Below are 16,201 nucleotides of genomic sequence, written 5' to 3' on the forward strand. Positions count from 1 at the left end.
AAATCTGAACTTGCTCATCCAACTTCTTCGACCGGAGCTATGGCCTCATTCCACAACTACTTCGGCGACCTCGTCCTCGCCCGCCTGCTGATTCAACGCGGAATGGCGGTCGTCTATCTGGTAGCTTTCCTGACGGTCATCAATCAGTTCAAGCCTCTGCTCGGGGAGCGCGGTCTCCTTCCTGCTCCGGATTTCCTTCGCCGGACTACATGGCGCGAAACTCCCAGTCTCTTTCATTGGCGATACTCTGACCGGCTCGTCGATGCAGTTGGCTGGGCTGGCCTCCTCCTCTCGGTGCTGGCCCTGTCAGGCATCACCGAACGCTGTCCGGTCGCTCTGTCGATGGCCCTATGGCTGGTTTTGTATGTGCTATACCTCTCGGTCGTGAACGTCGGCCAGAACTTCTTCGGCTTCGGCTGGGAATCGATGCTCCTCGAAGCCGGCTTCTTCACTGCATTCCTTGGCCCAACCCACACGCAGCCCACCATCATCCCCATCCTCATCCTTCGCTGGATGCTCTTCCGCACCGAAATGGGTGCCGGACTCATCAAGCTCCGACACGACCCCTGCTGGCGCGACCTCACGTGCCTCTACTACCACTACGAAACCCAACCCCTCCCCAACCCGCTCAGCTGGTACTTTCACCGCGCGCCGAAGTCAATGCACCGATTCTCCGCGCTCGTAAGTCATTTCATCCAGGTCATCATTCCCTTCTTCCTCTTTGCCCCACAGCCTATCGCCGCCATCGCCGGCGCGCTCCTCATCGCACAGCAACTGCTCCTCATCATCAGCGGCAACTATTCCTGGCTCAACTGGCTCACCGTCGTCCTCGGCTTCTCCGCCTTCGACGACCGCATTGTCTCGGCAGTAATTCCGCTTCACACATCAGCACTCGCCCCGCGCCCTCTTGCCTTCGACATCCTCCTCTCCCTGCTCGCCGCCGCCACTATCGCCCTCAGCATCAAGCCCGCTCTCAATCTCATATCCCCGCACCAGGTGATGAACTACAGCTACAACCCCTTCCACCTCGTCGGAGCCTACGGAGCCTTCGGCCAGGTCGGCCGTGAGCGCTACGAGATCGTCATCGAAGGAACAACTGACCGCGTCATCACCCCCGCCACCCAATGGCACGAATACGCCTTCAAAGCCAAGCCCGGCGACCCCCATCGCACCCCTCCCCAAGTCGCTCCCTACCACCTCCGCCTCGACTGGCTCATCTGGTTCCTCCCTTTCTCCGTCCTAGTCACCCCCAGCGGAATCCGCGTCCCCGACTATAGCCGCTGGTTCTTCAACTTGATCTACCGCCTGCTCACCAACGACCGCGCCCTCCTCAGCCTCATGGGCCCCAATCCCTTCCCCAACGCGCCCCCCGCTAACATTCGCGCCCTCTTCTATCGCTACCGCTACACCACCCCCGAACAAAAACGCCAGACCGGTGCGTGGTGGTCCCGCCAACTCCTCGGCACCTACCTTCCACCCATGTCGCTCGAATCGCTAAACCGGCTCTGATTCACTTGCCGCGCCTTCTCGATGATTCAGCGCTCGTCACACCGTCCCGTATCCGCGGTCACTTAACTGCATTGCCTTTGGTGCTTTGATTCTGCCGGACTTCTGGATCCCCGAAGAGCGCCTCTCTCGTACCGCACACCCCCCGATCACAGAAAGTCGAAACTATCTGCTCACCTCATCCGCCGTCGAGAACGCAGACGATCGTCGAGTGTCGCAATGCAGGTGAACGATTCGCCCAACTCTCCAACCCAGGCGTGTGTCCACACGCGAACTTCTTTAACCCCCAGCAGGAGAAAGCTATGGGCCTCAGACGAATTTTGGTTCTTCTCAGTATTGCCGCACTCGCGTCCTGCACATCGCAGGCGCAGAACGTAGTGCAAAAATACTGGAGCGACAACTACGGCGTGTCGGTTCCCGCCCCCGACGGCAAGTTTTATCAGTACAGCCGCCTCGCCAAAGCGCAACCCGACGAGTGCTTCGACCCGTCAAACCCCACGCTCAGTCAGCAGTCGTTCTTTGCCAACTATCCGAACGACCTTGACCCGACGACCGTTGTGAACGGCGCGTGTACCAACAGCCTGTCCAGGAAACCTGGCCAACTTAAGACGAACCAGGCCTACCTGTGGGGGTTCACAAGCTGGGGACACGATCTCTGGTTCGGCACCATCGCCAACACACTGTGTCTGGTTGCCGAGGGAATGGGTGCAGCCAACTTCGCCATGAATACGGTGGAGTGCCAGGGTCTGGCCCAGGACGTGCGTCCGCCTCGCATCTTCTTGTATGACACCAAAACCGCTCAGCTGACCGATATGACTCCGCAGGTGTTCAACAGCATCAATCCGGCGGACAAGTACAACCTCATGCACACTACCGGCCTTCGTTCAGCGGGCTCGCTTGGTGACGTTGTCTTGATCGCCGGCATCGCGCAGGGCGGCGTCAGCATGTTCGCATTCAATGGCCGAACAAGAACCTTCATCGGTTCTGCCTTCTACAACGGCTCTGACGCAGCGCATCCGAAGTACACCAACATCCGCCAGTGGCTCGTAACGAACAACAACCTCTATGTCGGAGTTGCAGGAAACACGGTCAATCAAATTGGTTTCGGCGCAACGAGTGGATACATCCTGCACTGGATCGGGAGTGCGGCAAACCCGTTCAATTTCGAAACAGTCGGTATCCTGAACGCCGATCCCGCCTATTTAGCTCGCTATCAAGACAGGCTATTCGTCACCACCTGGGGTGGAAACCAGAGTGGTCCCGGCGGCACGGATACAGCGTACGGAACCCAACTCTACATGAGCCCGGGCATCAGCAAGATCGGAACGGCGACAGCCGCTCAATGGAAGCCGATCTGGAAGTACTCCGACTATGAAGTAGAACCTTCAGGTGCGATGGGCGGCGGTGCGCTCGCCGCTCACGACGGCTGGCTCTATTGGTCAACCATGACGCCGCCAGGAGCACAGGCTCAGGCCTTCGCGTCGATGTACAAGAACGCTCCGAGCGACTACGCCTTCCTCGGCAGCTATCGACCGACTGCGATGTTCCGGGGCAAGTTCCTTGATTCAGCAACCCCGCAGATCCAGCTCCTCTACGGGAACCAGAGGTTGCCGAAATACGTCGAGCAGGGGACTACAAGCAGATGCACAAACACCGGCCCCACCTGTGAGTGGGCGATCGTGCCCAACAACATGAGCGGAACACCCGCGCTGTATGGACTTGCGGGCTACAACAATCCCTTCAACAGCTACACCTGGTGGATGACGACTTATAACGGAGAGCTCTTCATCGGCACCTTCGACTGGTCGTACATTCTGTTTGAGTCTCTCTTCGACCTCACAAACGGTCAGCAGTCCACCGCGGCGCTTCCTGATCTTGATCTCGGTGCGGCATCCATCTCGACCGCCGATGCAAACACGATCCCGCCGGAGGTCATCGCTGCCGCCAGAGAGTTCGAGGGAGCTGACCTGCTGCGGATCCATTCTTCCAGTGACCCGGCATACGTCGTGGATCTGGACGGTATGGGAAATTTCAGCAACTACGGCGTTCGCAACATGCTGCAACTCGGGTCGCAGCTCTACATCGGCACAGCGAACCCATTCAACCTGCTGAACCCGCCCATCAACGCCAACTACGAAGACCAGCTTGGCGGCTGGGAACTGCTCCACATGAAGCCCACCGACCTCTGGTACCAGACCTACTGCTCCGCTTACACCGCAACCACCATGCCGAGCTACTGCGTGCAACCCACCACCCCGTAAGCATTCAGGCGCATTTGACTACCAGAAAGCCCGCCTCATCGGCGGGCTTTCTGTTCGATGAGGCGCGAACTCGCTTTGCTTTCGCACCATGAATCTCCTTACAGCCGCAAACATCCAATACCTGATGCCTCTCCCCGTTTCCATCCTCGACCTCGTCGGCATGCACCCCGGCGAAACGCCAGCTCCCGCGATTGCCAGATCCGTCGATCTTGCTCGCCACGCCGAGCAGTGGGGCTACCGCCGCTTCTGGCTCGCCGAGCACCACTCCATCGACGGCCTAGCCTGCTCCGCGACCGCCGTCCTCATCGGACACATTGCCTCAGCGACCTCCACCATCCGGGTCGGCAGCGGCGGCATCATGCTCCCCAATCACGCTCCGCTCGTAGTAGCCGAGCAGTTTGGCACCCTTGAAGCCCTCTACCCCGGCCGCATCGATCTCGGCCTCGGCCGCGCTCCCGGCGGCGACTTCCACACCATGCGCGCCCTCCGCCGCGACCTGCGCCAATCTGGCGATGACTTCCCCGAACTCCTCGCCGAGCTCCGCACCTACCTCGGCCCCGGTATCCCACACCAGGCCGTCAGAGCCACCCCCGGCCAGAACAGCGACGTCCCCATCACGCTGCTTGGCTCGAGCGACTTCAGCGCTCGCCTCTCCGCGCATCTCGGCCTGCCCTTCGCCTTTGCTGCCCACTTCGCACCCGAGATGCTTCAGCACTCCGCGGACCTATACCGCACGAAATTCCGGCCCAGCGATACACTCGACCAGCCCTGGCTCATCGTCGCCGTCCCTGTCATCGTCGCCGAATCGGACGAAGCCGCCGGCCGCCTCTTCACAACTCCGCAGCAGCGCTTCCTCCGCCTCATCCGCAACCAGCCGGCCGAACTCCTACCTCCAGTCGACTCCATGGACGCGCTTTGGAACGACTTCGAACGAGCCGCCGTCGAAAGCCGTCTACGCGAAGCCATCATCGGGTCCGAATCAACGGTCAAAGCTGGCCTCAAAGATCTTCTCTCTCGCACCGGCGCGGACGAGGTTATCGCGGTAACCGACACTTGGGACCACAACGCCCGCCTCGACTCCTACCGCCGCCTCGCAAACTCAGCCGCAACAATCGAGACAAAATCGTGGGTAGAGGCGAGTGTTCAAGCGATCCCAGTGCAATCCGATTGAAACGGGCCGGTCCTGGTTCCCTCGTCACTTGTTTCCTTGTTCCCTGCTGTAAAGAAATCAGGGCGGCACAGGCACGTGCCGCCCAGGTGTAGTCACACAAGTCCGTCGATTACGGATGAATTCGTCGTTACGTTGTCCCCTCGTCCCCGCCTTACGGATAGATTCCCCGGATGTGAATCGCCTCCGCCACACGCCCGATCCCCAGCACGTTCGCAGCAATCCGCATCGGCACAACGCGGTCCAGGTGAATCTTCAGCACATCGCGGAACGATGTCTTCATCACCTTCTCCAGCCGGTTGTACACATCCTGCGCCTCCCAGAAGAGGTGCTGCTCATCCTGCACCCACTCGAAGTACGATACAGTCACGCCGCCCGCATTACACAGAATGTCAGGAATGATAAACGCGCCCTTGCTCTCGAGAATGCGATCGGCAGCCGGAGTCAATGGCCCGTTCGCCGCCTCGGCAATAATCCGTGCGCTTACCGAACTGGCGTTCTCCGCCGTCACCGCATTCTCCAGCGCCGCTGGAACCAGAATGTCGCACTTGAAGGCCAGCAGCGCCGCAGGATCGATTGGCTCGCTGCCCGGGAATCCATGCACATGACCGGCAATCGTCTTCATGTGGATCAGCTCGGGAATATCAAGCCCATCCTTGTTGTAGATCGCGCCCGCAGAGTCGCTCACTGCGACGACCTTCGCGCCTGCCTCATGCAGTAGTTGCGCTGCAACGGAACCAGCATTGCCGAACCCCTGAACCGCAATCGTCGCGCCCTTCAGCGGAATACCGAGGTGCTCGCACGCACACTCGATCGTGTAGAACACACCGCGTCCCGTCGCCTCATTGCGTCCCAGCGATCCGCCCAGACTGATTGGCTTGCCCGTTACAACGCCGGGAATCGTGTATCCCTTCGTCATGCTGTACGTGTCCATGATCCACGCCATCGTCTGCGGATTCGTGTACACATCAGGCGCAGGAATATCCTGCTGCGGCCCGATCAGGGGCAGAATCGCGCTTGTATAGCGGCGAGTCATGTGCTCGAGTTCGTGCTGCGACATGTGCTTCGGATCGCAGGTCACTCCGCCCTTGCCGCCGCCAAACGGAATGTTCACGACGGCGCACTTCCACGTCATCCACGTAGCCAGCGCCTTCACCTCATCCAGAGTCACCTGCGGATGGAAGCGGATTCCGCCCTTTGCGGGGCCGCGCGCCGTTGAGTGCTGTACGCGATAACCCTGGAACCGCTTGATTGTTCCATCATCCATGCGCACCGGCACCGATACCGTCAGTACGCGCTCGGGATACTTGATCATCTCCCGCGTATCGTTATCCAGGCCCAGGGCGTCCGCTGCGGCATCGAAGTTCTCCAGTGCAACGTCGTAGGCGTTATCAACCAGTTTTGTAGCCAGCATTATGTTCCTCCTTGGCCGCACCGAATACCTCAGCAGCGCAGGCCGGAGTCGGAACCGCTCCATCGATCAGATCTGCACCAGATCGCATCGCTTTCAGATCGTATCTGCCATGGAGACCAGTTCCTGCTCGTGCCTCATACGCGATTGGTAAACCGGAGTAAGCCAGTTCCAGTAAGCCTCGAGGTGCCCGCGTGTCGCATCGAAGTAGAGCCTTCGCAGCGCGTGCGTCACCGGTCCAGTAACTCCGTCCTTCACCTGCCTGTGATCGACGCGCACAATCGGCGCCAGTCCCACAGCCGTTCCGGTAAAGAACAATTCGTCGCACGCGTAAAGTTCGCTGCGATCGATCGGTCTTTCGACTACGCGCAGCCCCATCTCGCGAAACGCCAGTTCCATCACACAATTGCGCGTGATTCCTTCCAGCGCATTCTCCGTCACTGCCGGCGTGATCACCTTTCCATCACGCACCATGAACAGGTTGCACGTAGCGCCCTCGGCCACATGCCCGCTCTCGTTCAGGAAGATCGCCTCGTCGTAGCCCGCCAGCCGCACATCATCGCTCGCCAGTGCGCTGTTCACGTAGGCACCGCAGATCTTCGCCCGAGCCGGTATAGCATTGTCCTCGATGCGACGCCACGAGCTCACTCCAGCGTGAATTCCATTGTCGCAGTGCAGATACTCCCCGAACGGCAGCGCCACAATCGCAAACGCATTCTCGTCATCCGTACTCACTCCGATGCGTTTAGCGCTCTTGAACGCCAGGGGCCGGACGTAGACATTTGTATGGAACCCGTTCTTCCGCATCAGCTCGACCGTGATTGCACACAACTCAGCCGTCGACGCCGGAACACCAATCCTCAGAATCCCGCAGTTCTTCTTCCAGCGGTCGTAGTGCTCATGCATCCGCAGGATGAACAGCTCGTCTTCCGTCGGAACCCAGTGCGCCCGGATGCCCTCAAACACACCCGTCCCGTAGTGCAGCGCATGTGTCAATATATTCACCTGCGCATCGCGCAGCGGCATGTACTTGCCATTGAAATAAACAATCAGACTCGGATCAGCACTCGCGTTCACACCGCAACTCCTCTGCTCGACTCACGGAATAGCTCCCGCCCCCGCGCCAGCGCGCGCTCGTCCAGCTCGTACCACTTCGCGCTCTTCACCAGTGTCCGCAGTGCCGCATCGATACTCGCCTGCGGCAACGCATTCGAGATTTCTAGCAGCACACCCAGCATCACCATGTTCGCAGCGCGTGGATCGCTCAATTCATTCGCGGCCTTCGTAAAGTTCAGCGCCAGCACGTTCACGTCTCCCCGAACGCAGTCTTCCGGAAACTCATCGCCGTTGTAGATAACCCATCCGCCCGGCTTCACACTCAAGTCAAACTTCCGCAGCGAAGGCTCATTCATCGCAACCAGGAAGTTCGGCACCGTCACCAGCGGCGAATCAATCGGCGCCTGCGACACGCGCACATGGCAGTTCGAAGTTCCCGACCGCATCTCCGGCCCATACGACGGCAGCCACGAAACCTCTAGTCCCGCGTCGAGCCCCGCCTCTGCCAGCACCTCACCCAGCAGCAACACACCCTGTCCGCCAAACCCCGCTACCCGCACATGCAGATCGACAGCTTTGCGCTCATTGCACGCAAGCGGAACCTTCGGCTCATCGTCACGCTTGATCCCGAGAATCGCTGGAATCTCCTCCAACCTCGGCGCCCTTTCTGCAGCGACCCGCGGCTCCCGCTCTTTAGTCCGATCTACGACCACGCCCAGCGGATACGTATTCTCCATCACTTCGCGTACCCACCTTTGCGCGTCCACGGCCGACATCTTCCAGATCGTCGGACAAGGCGACAGCACTTCAATCAGCGAGAACCCGAGCCCTTTCACCTGGTTCTCCACCGCCTTCTTGATCGCCCGCGCGGCCTGCGCAATCTGCTTGTTGTCTCCCAGCCCCACGCGCTCGATGTAGACCGGAGCTTCCAGAGTCGCCAGCAGTTCGCTCACGCGCAGCGGATATCCCTCATTCGCAGCGCTGCGTCCGAAAGGCGTCGTCAGACTCTTCTGTCCCAGCAGCGTGGTCGGCGCTGCCTGTCCGCCCGTCATGCTGTAGATCGCATTGTTGACGAAGATCACCGTCATGTTCTCGCCGCGATTCGCAGCATGCAGAATCTCTGCCGAGCCAATCGCCGACAAATCTCCATCGCCCTGATAGCTGATCACGATGCTGTCGGGATGACTTCGCTTTACAGCCGTCCCCACAGCCGGAGCCCGCCCGTGCGCAGCCTGCACGTTCCCCACATCAAAGTAGTTGTACGCGAACACCGAGCACCCCACCGGGCTGATCAGCACAACTCGATTCTGAATCCCCAGTTCCTCAATTGCCTTTGCCAGCAGCTTGTGTGCGTTCCCATGCCCGCATCCCGGGCAATAGTGCGTCTGGTGTTTCAGCTCGTCCTTCCGCTTGTAGGTCTCGTAGAAGACCTTCGATTTCGAATGCACCACCTCGTACTCCATCGCCGCAAAGCTAGACATGCGCCACCTGCTCTCTCTCTGCATGTGCCATCACAAACTTCAGCACTTCTTCATGCGAAGGAACGTTGCCACCCACCCTGCTCAGAAACTCCACTGGACGCGAACCATTCAGCGCCAGCCGCACGTCCTCGATCATCTGCCCATTGCTCATCTCCACCACCACAAACGAGTGCGCCCTCTCCGCCAGCTTCTGGAACTCGGCCTTCGGGAACGGATACAACGTCACCGGACGCAGCATTCCGACCTTCAGCCCCTTCGCGCGAAGCTCGGCCGTGACCGCTTTCAAAATGCGTCCCACAATCCCGTACCCGACCAGCACAACCTCCGCATCCTCCGTGTACCAGTGCTCAGCGCGCGCCTCGCTCTGCTCGGCCCTCCGATACTTGGCCTCCAGACTAAGCACGTGTCCCTCAAGATCGTCCGCCCCCATGTGCAACGAGGTGATCATCTTCGCTCGCGTCTCTTCTGTTCCGGCAACTGCCCAGTAAGGCCGCTCCGGCAAGATCGCTTTCGCGGCAAATTCGACCGGCTCCATCATCTGCCCCACGAAACCATCCGCAAGAATCACCACCGGGTTCCGGTAGCGATCCGCCAGCTCGAATGCGAGCGTTGTCAGATCGGCCATCTCCTGCACCGAGTAAGGCGCCAGCACAATCGTCCGATAGTTCCCGTTGCCGCCGCCCTTCACTACCTGGTGATAGTCGCTCTGCTCTGAAGCAATGTTGCCCAACCCGGGACCGCCCCGCGTGATGTCCGCAATCACGCATGGCAGTTCCGCGCCCGCCATGTAGCTGATTCCCTCCTGCATCAGACTGATTCCTGGCCCACTCGAAGCGGTCATACACCGCACGCCCGCCGACGAAGCGCCATACAGCATATTGATCGCCGCAACTTCGCTCTCTGCCTGCAGAAAGACCCCGCCGGTCTGCGGCATGTAAAGCGCAGCCGCTTCCGCAATCTCGCTCGCCGGCGTAATCGGATAGCCATAAAATGCCCGGCACCCCGCTAGGATCGCGCTCTTCACAATCGCTTCGTTGCCCTTCATCAGTTGCTTGCGCACGCCAGAGCCTCCTCCTGCTGAGCAGCAACACCGCGCCGCAACCGCAACACGGTAATCGCGCCCGGCTCAGGACAAGCCAGGAAGCAGATCCCGCACCCTGTGCAGCCCGTGCCGTTGTAGGTAGCGGTCCGGTAACCGTAGTGATTGAGCCCCTCGCTCAGATGGATCGTCTTCGGCGGGCACGCTTCAATGCACAGCCCGCATCCCTTGCACTCGTTCACATCAACACGCAGCAACCCTCGATCCCGTTTCGTGCCTCTGATCTCTGCGTCCATCATGCCTCCATGTCCCATGAAGCCGTTTCCCAGGTCCCTCGCACTTGGGGACTTGGGAAACCATGCCGGGTGCCCCATGTCTCCCGCCTTTGGAGACATGGGAGACCATCTCCGTCGATCCCACTAAGCACACACAGCCGTCCGCTCCATGTAGTGCGACCTCACCGCAAAATCCTCCAGCCCCTGCCTGAACCGCGGATCTGCAATCCCAATCAGTGCCTCCGCGCGCTCCCTTAACGTCTTCCCATGCAAATACGCGATCCCATGCTCGGTCACCACGTAGTGCACATCCGCTCGAGATGTCACCACCCCAGCACCCGGCTCCAACACCGGCACAACGCGCGACACAGTGCCCTTGCATGCCGTCGACAGCAACGCAATGATCGGCACACCACCCTTCGATCGCGCTGCTCCGCGCATGAAATCTACCTGCCCGCCAAAACCGCTGAAGGGCCTCGTGCCCAGCGAATCCGCGCACACTTGCCCCGTCAAATCTACCTGCAGTGCCGAGTTGATCGCCACCATGCGCTCGTTTTGCGCGACGACAAATGGATCATTGACATAAGCGATCGAGCGAAATTCGAAGCTTGGATTGTCGTGGATGTAATCGAATAGCTTCTGCGATCCCAGCACGAAAGCCGCTACGGCCTTTCCGCGATGGAGGGTTTTGCGGCTTCCGTTGATGATCCCCGCCTCCATAAGGTCCACCACTCCATCGGGACACATTTCCGTATGGATTCCCAGATCGCGCTTGTCTCCGAGGCAATGCAGCACGGCTTCCGAGATACCTCCGATTCCGGGCTGCAGTGTAGCTCCATCTGGAATCAGCGAAGCCACGTTTCGCGCCACGCTCATGTGCATCGGGGTAAACGGCTCGGTGTGCAATTCAAGGAGAGGCCTCGATGTCTCGACGAACATCGAGATCTGGTTCACGTGGAGTGCCGTGTCGCCGTGTGTTCGGGGTGCCCGCTCGTTCACTTCGGCAATCACGGTTTTCGCGCAGCGGATTGCCGTCATTGTGCAATCGACCGTCGTGCTCAGGCTCACGAATCCGTGCGCGTCCGGCGGCGATACCTGCATCAGGACAACATCAAGTGGCAGTGCGCCCGATTCAAACAGCCCCTCGATCTCGCTCAGGAATATTGGCGTGTAATCCGCCCGGCCTGCGGCAACAGCCTCGCGCACGTTGTCGCCGAGAAACAATCCGCGGTGCCGAAAATGGCCCTCGTACTCCGGCCGTGTGTACACGGCTTCCCCGAGCGTTTTCATATGCACGAGCTCTACGTCAAACAGTTCCGGCGCGCGTAGAACCAGTGCTTCGATCAACGGCTTAGGTGTTCCGCAACTGGGCTGGACCCAGACCCGGTCACCCGAGCGGATTGACCTCACGGCGTCGGCGGCGCTCAGGCACTTACTCCGGTATTCCTCACGCCAGCTCACGATGTTTTGTCTCCGAGGTGAAACACTTAACATCTGCAGGGTTAGCGGGAACTTCGACCGTTAGAGAGAATCCTCCGAAACCCGGTACATGTTGCTCTCGCGAGCATCTGCTGCACTGTGATGGCAATCACCTGAGAGTGTTGCAAAAGCAAGATTTGCAGACCCTTCCGTTCACCTGCAGAACAGAAGAAAACGCACCCGAAAAGTTGCCGAATGAAGGTGCGGTCACAAAGGTTGAGCTGGTGGGACCGACGCACAATGGGCGATTGAATGCGATCTTGTGCATTTCCGCACACCTCGTAATTTCACGAGGTACAACCAACCCAAGTCGGGTTCACATCTGAGTTGCTGTAAGAAGTTGTGCCTTTGCCCCAGAGTGAAATTAGGAGAGGACTATATGAAACTTACAAACACGCACCGCCATTTCCTGCGCAGCTCGGCCGCCGTGCTGGCCGGAGCTTTGATTGTCGCCGGCTGCAACAAGCCAGCCCACCCCGACGAGAAGTCTCAGGTCAACGATGCTCTCAAAAATAACAACCTTAGCGCGGTAAGCGTGTCTCAGGATCGCGACAAGGGCGTCATGACCCTGAAGGGCGACGTTCCGACTGAGGATCAGAAGAATCAGGCCGAGAACGCGGCGAAGCAGGCAGCTCCCGACTACACCATTGCCAACGAGATCGGCGTCCGTCCTCCGGGAGAAGGCAACGCGGGCTCAGTAGCATCCAACCTCGACAGCGCCATCGAAGACAACTACAAGGCAATGATCAAGGCCCATGCAGGCCTCAATGATCAGAGCATCCATGCTTCGGCAAAGAACGGAACCCTGGTACTGAAGGGATCCGTGAAGACTGCCAAACAGAAGAAGGAAGCCGAGGATCTCGCGAAAAAGGTTCCCAACGTGCAGCAGGTCGTCAACGAGATCGAGATCAAGACCGACAAGCACTCCACCACAGCGTCCTAACAGAGAGATTGTGGCGACCTTCATAGTCTTGGTCTAAAGGGCCGAATATTAGATAGATCTATACCTCAGCGTCGCGTTGCAAATCGGAGCCTCGGCAGCAAACCCTCTGCCGGGGCTCAGCCGTTTCCCAATCTGACAATCGCCTGCCTGATTTTTTCTACTCTGACTTTGGTGCATGATTCAACGCACTCCTACGGCAGAAATCCGGATCGGATGTTCAATGATGAACTCATCCTTCTTGGAGGCCGGCGAGATGTCCGTCGTGCGATGGCTGTTTCCGTTCGCCCAGGGCCTGGGGCTCGGTGTCTTGGCAATGCTGCTGCATGAGTGCGGACACCTCGTGGCGGCTCTTCTACTGGGGCTGCGGATTAAGAATGTCGGGATGAAGTGGAACAAGGGGCTCTATACGGTGCGTCAGCACGGTACCCCTCTCCAAAACCTGCTTGTTTCCGCAGCTGGGCCCTTGGCGAACGTTCTACTCATAGCCCTGGCCGTCAAAATTCCTTTGTTTGCGCTGGCCAACTTCTGCTACGCGCTCGCAAATATGCTTCCCATCGAGGGTTCCGACGGATTCCGCATCGCCATGTGCTGGCAGCAACTCCGATCGCAACAGGTGCCGGGGAAATGACTCTTTACGGGCGATTTCCAGGTTCATTAGGCGTCCGCACATTACCGCGGTGCGGTGCACAGGTGCTCCCTGTCACCCAGACCGCCCCGACGGGTCAAAAGGCCCACGATGTTAGTTGTACTTTTGTTACCACGATCGTGCGATGAACGATTCGGCCTGAATAGCTAGACTTTGAATCGTAGGCAGCAGCTGGAGAGACCCATGAAAGAGAATGTACGGAAAGACGTTTACCGCTTCGCATACGACGAGGCATCTACCGAACTGCGCAAGATCCTCAAGGCCTTTGAGCAGCTCTGTGCTCAAAAAACTCGCGTCGAAAAGCTCATGGAAGTCCTCAAGCCCGAAGTGGGCGTGACCGAAGATCCCGATGACGGCAAGCAAGTGAAGAGAACGACCCACCTGCCATATTGCACCGTCGTCACCCGTCTGACTGTGCTGTAGCCTGAACTCCTTTCTCCCAGATCTTCCCTCCCATCAGCCGGACACGACCCCAGACGCGTCCGGCTGATGTACGTCAGGCCACCCCCCTCCCCCCGGGGGGGCCGTTCCTCAGCCCGCAATTCCTTACTCGGTGGCATCTCCCATCCTCTTTCTCATGTTCTGGTTGAATTTGACTGCCTAACCTGAGAGAATCCGATCCTACGATCGGTTTCAGCCCGCCCGAAGGCACCCCGCCGGCACTCCGATGCCTAAGCGGCAAAACCGGGCACCCAGAGACCGTGCGAAGGGACGTAAGGCTAATCCCTAAACCGTGCATATGAAAACCAGAGGCTTCTCTGCATACAATTTGGCACGCGGGATCCTCCTAAACCCGAAGCTGACCGTAGCCGACAGCGGAAACCAGCCTCTCAGGCTGCTCGACATCGTGGTGAGCGGGATGGGCATGGACTCAACCGCCGGCCTCTGGCTTACGCCGCTTCACGGGACGCCTGCTGTGCCCCGCGTTTTTCCATTCGACCTCATCTATCTCGACAAGGAGTACCGGGTTCTCCAGACCGCCGAGATGGGCCCTGGAATCGACTTCCCGCTTTTCAATGCGGAGGCCGCCAGTGCGCTAATTCTTCCGTCCGACACACTGCATCGCACGAAGACCGCAGAAGGCGACCATCTTATTGTGTGCGCGTCGGATGAACTTGAGGGATTGCTGGCCGTATCCTCAATGCCAGCTCCGGACGCGGCTGAACCGGTACCTCGGGCCGCCGCACCTGCCTTGAGTTCCGGGGCCCGACCAGAGAAACCAGGTACCATTGAACTCACTCCGGAGAGGCCAATCGCTTCTGCGGCTCATGCAACCCCGTTCGAGCAGTCGGTTCTCACAGCGGTTGCAAAGGTCGCGGAGACCCGGAACACAGAGCCGAAGCCCTTCACCAGCAGCCTTGATGATTCGGTACCCGGCCCATCCATGGCCGTGACAGAGGCGGTTCTCGATCCGTCCCGCGCTGTCTTGCCGGCTGTGATCGAGCACCGAATCGACCCCGAAGATCTGTTTTCGAATTGGGTCGCGGCTGCTCCGCCTCCCGCAAAGCCTCGAGCGGCTCGTCCGGAACCTCACGAACTCGCGAAGGTCGCGCCAGTTCCGCGGGAGGCTGTTCCGGAGCCGACAAAGCAGAACGGGCGAAAAGGCAAATCACACTCAGATACATCAGCAGCACCTCGCACGTCGTCGCCTGCCGCAAAGCCGCAGGCCGGCGAACGACCTGAAAGCGAGGTTCCTGAGAGGTCTGTGGCGAAGCCGGCTTCCTCCAGGAACACCGACCTGTCTCCCAGCGTTCAGGCCCCCGCCGCACAAACCTTCCCGGCCACTACGTTCACCGCCGCGCCGTACAGCATGTGGCAAGTCAGTATGCCCACGGCAGTTGCGCCGACAGGTGCTAAATCGCCTCCGCCAGCGCCCAGAGCACTGAGCCCAAGCGGGGAAGTGGGTACAAAGCCGGTAGAAAGTGCAAAGAGTCGCTGGACCGCCAGGGTGCCGGACAAAGCAGCCCCGGCAGCAGAGGTTCCGATCGCGCTTTCTTCTTTGCCCGCGGATGAATCGGGGCCAAAGGCCGAAGTAGTCGCACCGGCGATGCAACCGGTGATGAGTCCAGCTAGACCAGCAGGCAGGAACGCATCCGGCTGTGAGGCCCACAAGCCTGGAGATTTCGTCGCATCGCTTCAGGAGAAGCTCCAGAGGGTTCAGCAGTCTAGGCCTTCGCGGGCCTCCGATGCCTCCGGAGCGGCGGTCCCGCTTGCGAAGTCAGTCGCGGCGTCCGCCCCCACGGCGGCTCCCCAGCGTTCTCCCGCGGAAGCCCCCCCTGCGGTGCCTAAACCGGCTCCGCCGAAAGAGGCAAGTTTGCCGGCCTTCAAATCGAAAGCAGCGCCGACCCCGGCACCTGCCAAACCGAAGGCGGAACCCCCTGCCAGCGGCTTCCGTTCGAAGTTCCGGCAGTGGCTTCATCCCACTTCCTCTCCCAGCGATCGCCGCAGAGCCGGGCGACGGTATGTCCCCGGCATGGTGGCCCATTACTTCACGGGCGGAGCTCCAAGGCCCAAGAATGTAGCCGACATCAGCATGAGCGGCATGTATCTGCTCACCGAGGACCGATGGATGCCCGGCACCATGATTCAGATGACGCTCCAGAAGCCGTGCGCCTCCGGCGAGAAGAAGCAGTCCATCAATGTTCTTTCCCGCATCGTCCGCCGTGGGTCCGATGGAGTTGCCGCGGAGTTCATCATGCCAGAGGCTTTGCACCACATTAGCCACGACATCCAGCCATCCCAAGCCACGGATAAGTTCGCTCTCGCCCGGTTCCTCTAGCCCATCCGCCGCACGAAAGTTCATATCACCGAAGTAATTTCTGCATGGTTCCCCAGGTCCTTCCCTTCGCGCAACTTACGAGGTATGGGAGGCTTACCGTGCACGGTGCTACGTTCAATGCTGACCCGATAAATCCAATCACTTCCCGCTGGTGCGT

General features: G+C 59.5%; 13 protein-coding genes. 7 read left to right on the forward strand and 6 right to left on the reverse strand.

The window, feature by feature from the left end; genetic code table 11:
• Positions 1-39: 39 nt before the first annotated feature.
• The 3 genes from DHV10_RS10765 (at position 40) to DHV10_RS10775 (ending at position 4,938) form a co-directional block, all read left to right on the forward strand.
• A complete protein-coding gene (locus tag DHV10_RS10765; protein ID WP_109486332.1) occupies positions 40-1,509 on the forward strand; it encodes a lipase maturation factor family protein in 1,470 nt (489 codons plus the stop codon).
• A gap of 299 nt (positions 1,510-1,808) precedes the next feature.
• On the forward strand, positions 1,809-3,767 hold the full coding sequence (locus DHV10_RS10770) for a hypothetical protein (RefSeq protein ID WP_109486333.1): 1,959 nt from the start codon (positions 1,809-1,811) through the stop codon (positions 3,765-3,767).
• Between the two features lie 88 nt (positions 3,768-3,855).
• The gene (locus DHV10_RS10775; RefSeq protein WP_239461478.1) at positions 3,856-4,938 is read left to right on the forward strand and encodes an LLM class flavin-dependent oxidoreductase; all 1,083 of its coding nucleotides are present in this window, start codon (positions 3,856-3,858) and stop codon (positions 4,936-4,938) included.
• A gap of 151 nt (positions 4,939-5,089) precedes the next feature.
• Here DHV10_RS10775 and DHV10_RS10780 read toward each other — a convergent pair whose 3' ends face one another.
• From DHV10_RS10780 to DHV10_RS10805, 6 genes are all read right to left on the reverse strand, one after another.
• Complete coding sequence (locus tag DHV10_RS10780; RefSeq protein WP_109486334.1) at positions 5,090-6,349, reverse strand: Glu/Leu/Phe/Val family dehydrogenase; 1,260 nt, start codon at positions 6,347-6,349, stop codon at positions 5,090-5,092.
• Positions 6,350-6,442: 93 nt separating this feature from the next.
• Entirely contained in the window at positions 6,443-7,423 is a 981-nt protein-coding gene (locus DHV10_RS10785; RefSeq protein ID WP_204101383.1) for a branched-chain amino acid transaminase, read from the reverse strand.
• Positions 7,420-8,883 (reverse strand): 2-oxoacid:acceptor oxidoreductase family protein, encoded by a 1,464-nt coding sequence (locus DHV10_RS10790; RefSeq protein WP_239461481.1) that lies wholly within the window; start codon positions 8,881-8,883, stop codon positions 7,420-7,422. The genes DHV10_RS10785 and DHV10_RS10790 overlap by 4 nt, the downstream gene beginning before the upstream one ends.
• Positions 8,876-9,943 (reverse strand): 3-methyl-2-oxobutanoate dehydrogenase subunit VorB, encoded by a 1,068-nt coding sequence (vorB, locus tag DHV10_RS10795; protein ID WP_109486335.1) that lies wholly within the window; start codon positions 9,941-9,943, stop codon positions 8,876-8,878. Before vorB ends, DHV10_RS10790 begins: the two co-directional genes overlap by 8 nt.
• The gene (locus DHV10_RS10800; RefSeq protein ID WP_204101384.1) at positions 9,928-10,317 is read right to left on the reverse strand and encodes a 4Fe-4S dicluster domain-containing protein; all 390 of its coding nucleotides are present in this window, start codon (positions 10,315-10,317) and stop codon (positions 9,928-9,930) included. Before DHV10_RS10800 ends, vorB begins: the two co-directional genes overlap by 16 nt.
• A 24-nt stretch (positions 10,318-10,341) precedes the next feature.
• The gene (locus tag DHV10_RS10805) at positions 10,342-11,658 is read right to left on the reverse strand and encodes an acetyl-CoA hydrolase/transferase family protein (protein WP_204101385.1); all 1,317 of its coding nucleotides are present in this window, start codon (positions 11,656-11,658) and stop codon (positions 10,342-10,344) included.
• A gap of 397 nt (positions 11,659-12,055) precedes the next feature.
• On the opposite strand from DHV10_RS10805, the gene DHV10_RS10810 reads away from it, so the two are divergent.
• The 4 genes from DHV10_RS10810 (at position 12,056) to DHV10_RS10825 (ending at position 16,044) form a co-directional block, all read left to right on the forward strand.
• Positions 12,056-12,619 carry a BON domain-containing protein gene (locus tag DHV10_RS10810; RefSeq protein ID WP_109486337.1) on the forward strand — a complete coding sequence of 188 codons (564 nt, stop codon included), beginning with the start codon at positions 12,056-12,058 and terminating at the stop codon, positions 12,617-12,619.
• Positions 12,620-12,872: 253 nt separating this feature from the next.
• Positions 12,873-13,247, forward strand: a complete 375-nt coding sequence (locus DHV10_RS10815) for a M50 family metallopeptidase (protein WP_204101386.1) — start codon at positions 12,873-12,875, stop codon at positions 13,245-13,247.
• 201 nt (positions 13,248-13,448) lie between these two features.
• Positions 13,449-13,688, forward strand: a complete 240-nt coding sequence (locus tag DHV10_RS10820; protein ID WP_109486339.1) for a hypothetical protein — start codon at positions 13,449-13,451, stop codon at positions 13,686-13,688.
• A 316-nt stretch (positions 13,689-14,004) separates the two neighbouring features.
• Positions 14,005-16,044 carry a PilZ domain-containing protein gene (locus tag DHV10_RS10825; protein WP_109486340.1) on the forward strand — a complete coding sequence of 680 codons (2,040 nt, stop codon included), beginning with the start codon at positions 14,005-14,007 and terminating at the stop codon, positions 16,042-16,044.
• Positions 16,045-16,201 lie beyond the last annotated feature (157 nt).

It is taken from the genome of Occallatibacter savannae (assembly GCF_003131205.1).
Taxonomy (GTDB): domain Bacteria; phylum Acidobacteriota; class Terriglobia; order Terriglobales; family Acidobacteriaceae; genus Telmatobacter; species Telmatobacter savannae.

What these genes read in the sequence shown, in the direction of transcription:
- DHV10_RS10800 (WP_204101384.1), bottom strand. Translation starts at nt 10,317, where the DNA reads ATGTCTCCAAAGGCGGGAGACATGGGGCACCCGGCATGGTTTCCCAAG.
- DHV10_RS10825 (WP_109486340.1), top strand. Translation starts at nt 14,005, where the DNA reads ATGAAAACCAGAGGCTTCTCTGCATACAATTTGGCACGCGGGATCCTC.
- DHV10_RS10765 (WP_109486332.1), top strand. Translation starts at nt 40, where the DNA reads ATGGCCTCATTCCACAACTACTTCGGCGACCTCGTCCTCGCCCGCCTG.
- DHV10_RS10770 (WP_109486333.1), top strand. Translation starts at nt 1,809, where the DNA reads ATGGGCCTCAGACGAATTTTGGTTCTTCTCAGTATTGCCGCACTCGCG.
- DHV10_RS10790 (WP_239461481.1), bottom strand. Translation starts at nt 8,883, where the DNA reads ATGTCTAGCTTTGCGGCGATGGAGTACGAGGTGGTGCATTCGAAATCG.
- DHV10_RS10775 (WP_239461478.1), top strand. Translation starts at nt 3,856, where the DNA reads ATGAATCTCCTTACAGCCGCAAACATCCAATACCTGATGCCTCTCCCC.
- DHV10_RS10820 (WP_109486339.1), top strand. Translation starts at nt 13,449, where the DNA reads ATGAAAGAGAATGTACGGAAAGACGTTTACCGCTTCGCATACGACGAG.
- DHV10_RS10810 (WP_109486337.1), top strand. Translation starts at nt 12,056, where the DNA reads ATGAAACTTACAAACACGCACCGCCATTTCCTGCGCAGCTCGGCCGCC.
- DHV10_RS10780 (WP_109486334.1), bottom strand. Translation starts at nt 6,349, where the DNA reads ATGCTGGCTACAAAACTGGTTGATAACGCCTACGACGTTGCACTGGAG.
- DHV10_RS10815 (WP_204101386.1), top strand. Translation starts at nt 12,873, where the DNA reads ATGTCCGTCGTGCGATGGCTGTTTCCGTTCGCCCAGGGCCTGGGGCTC.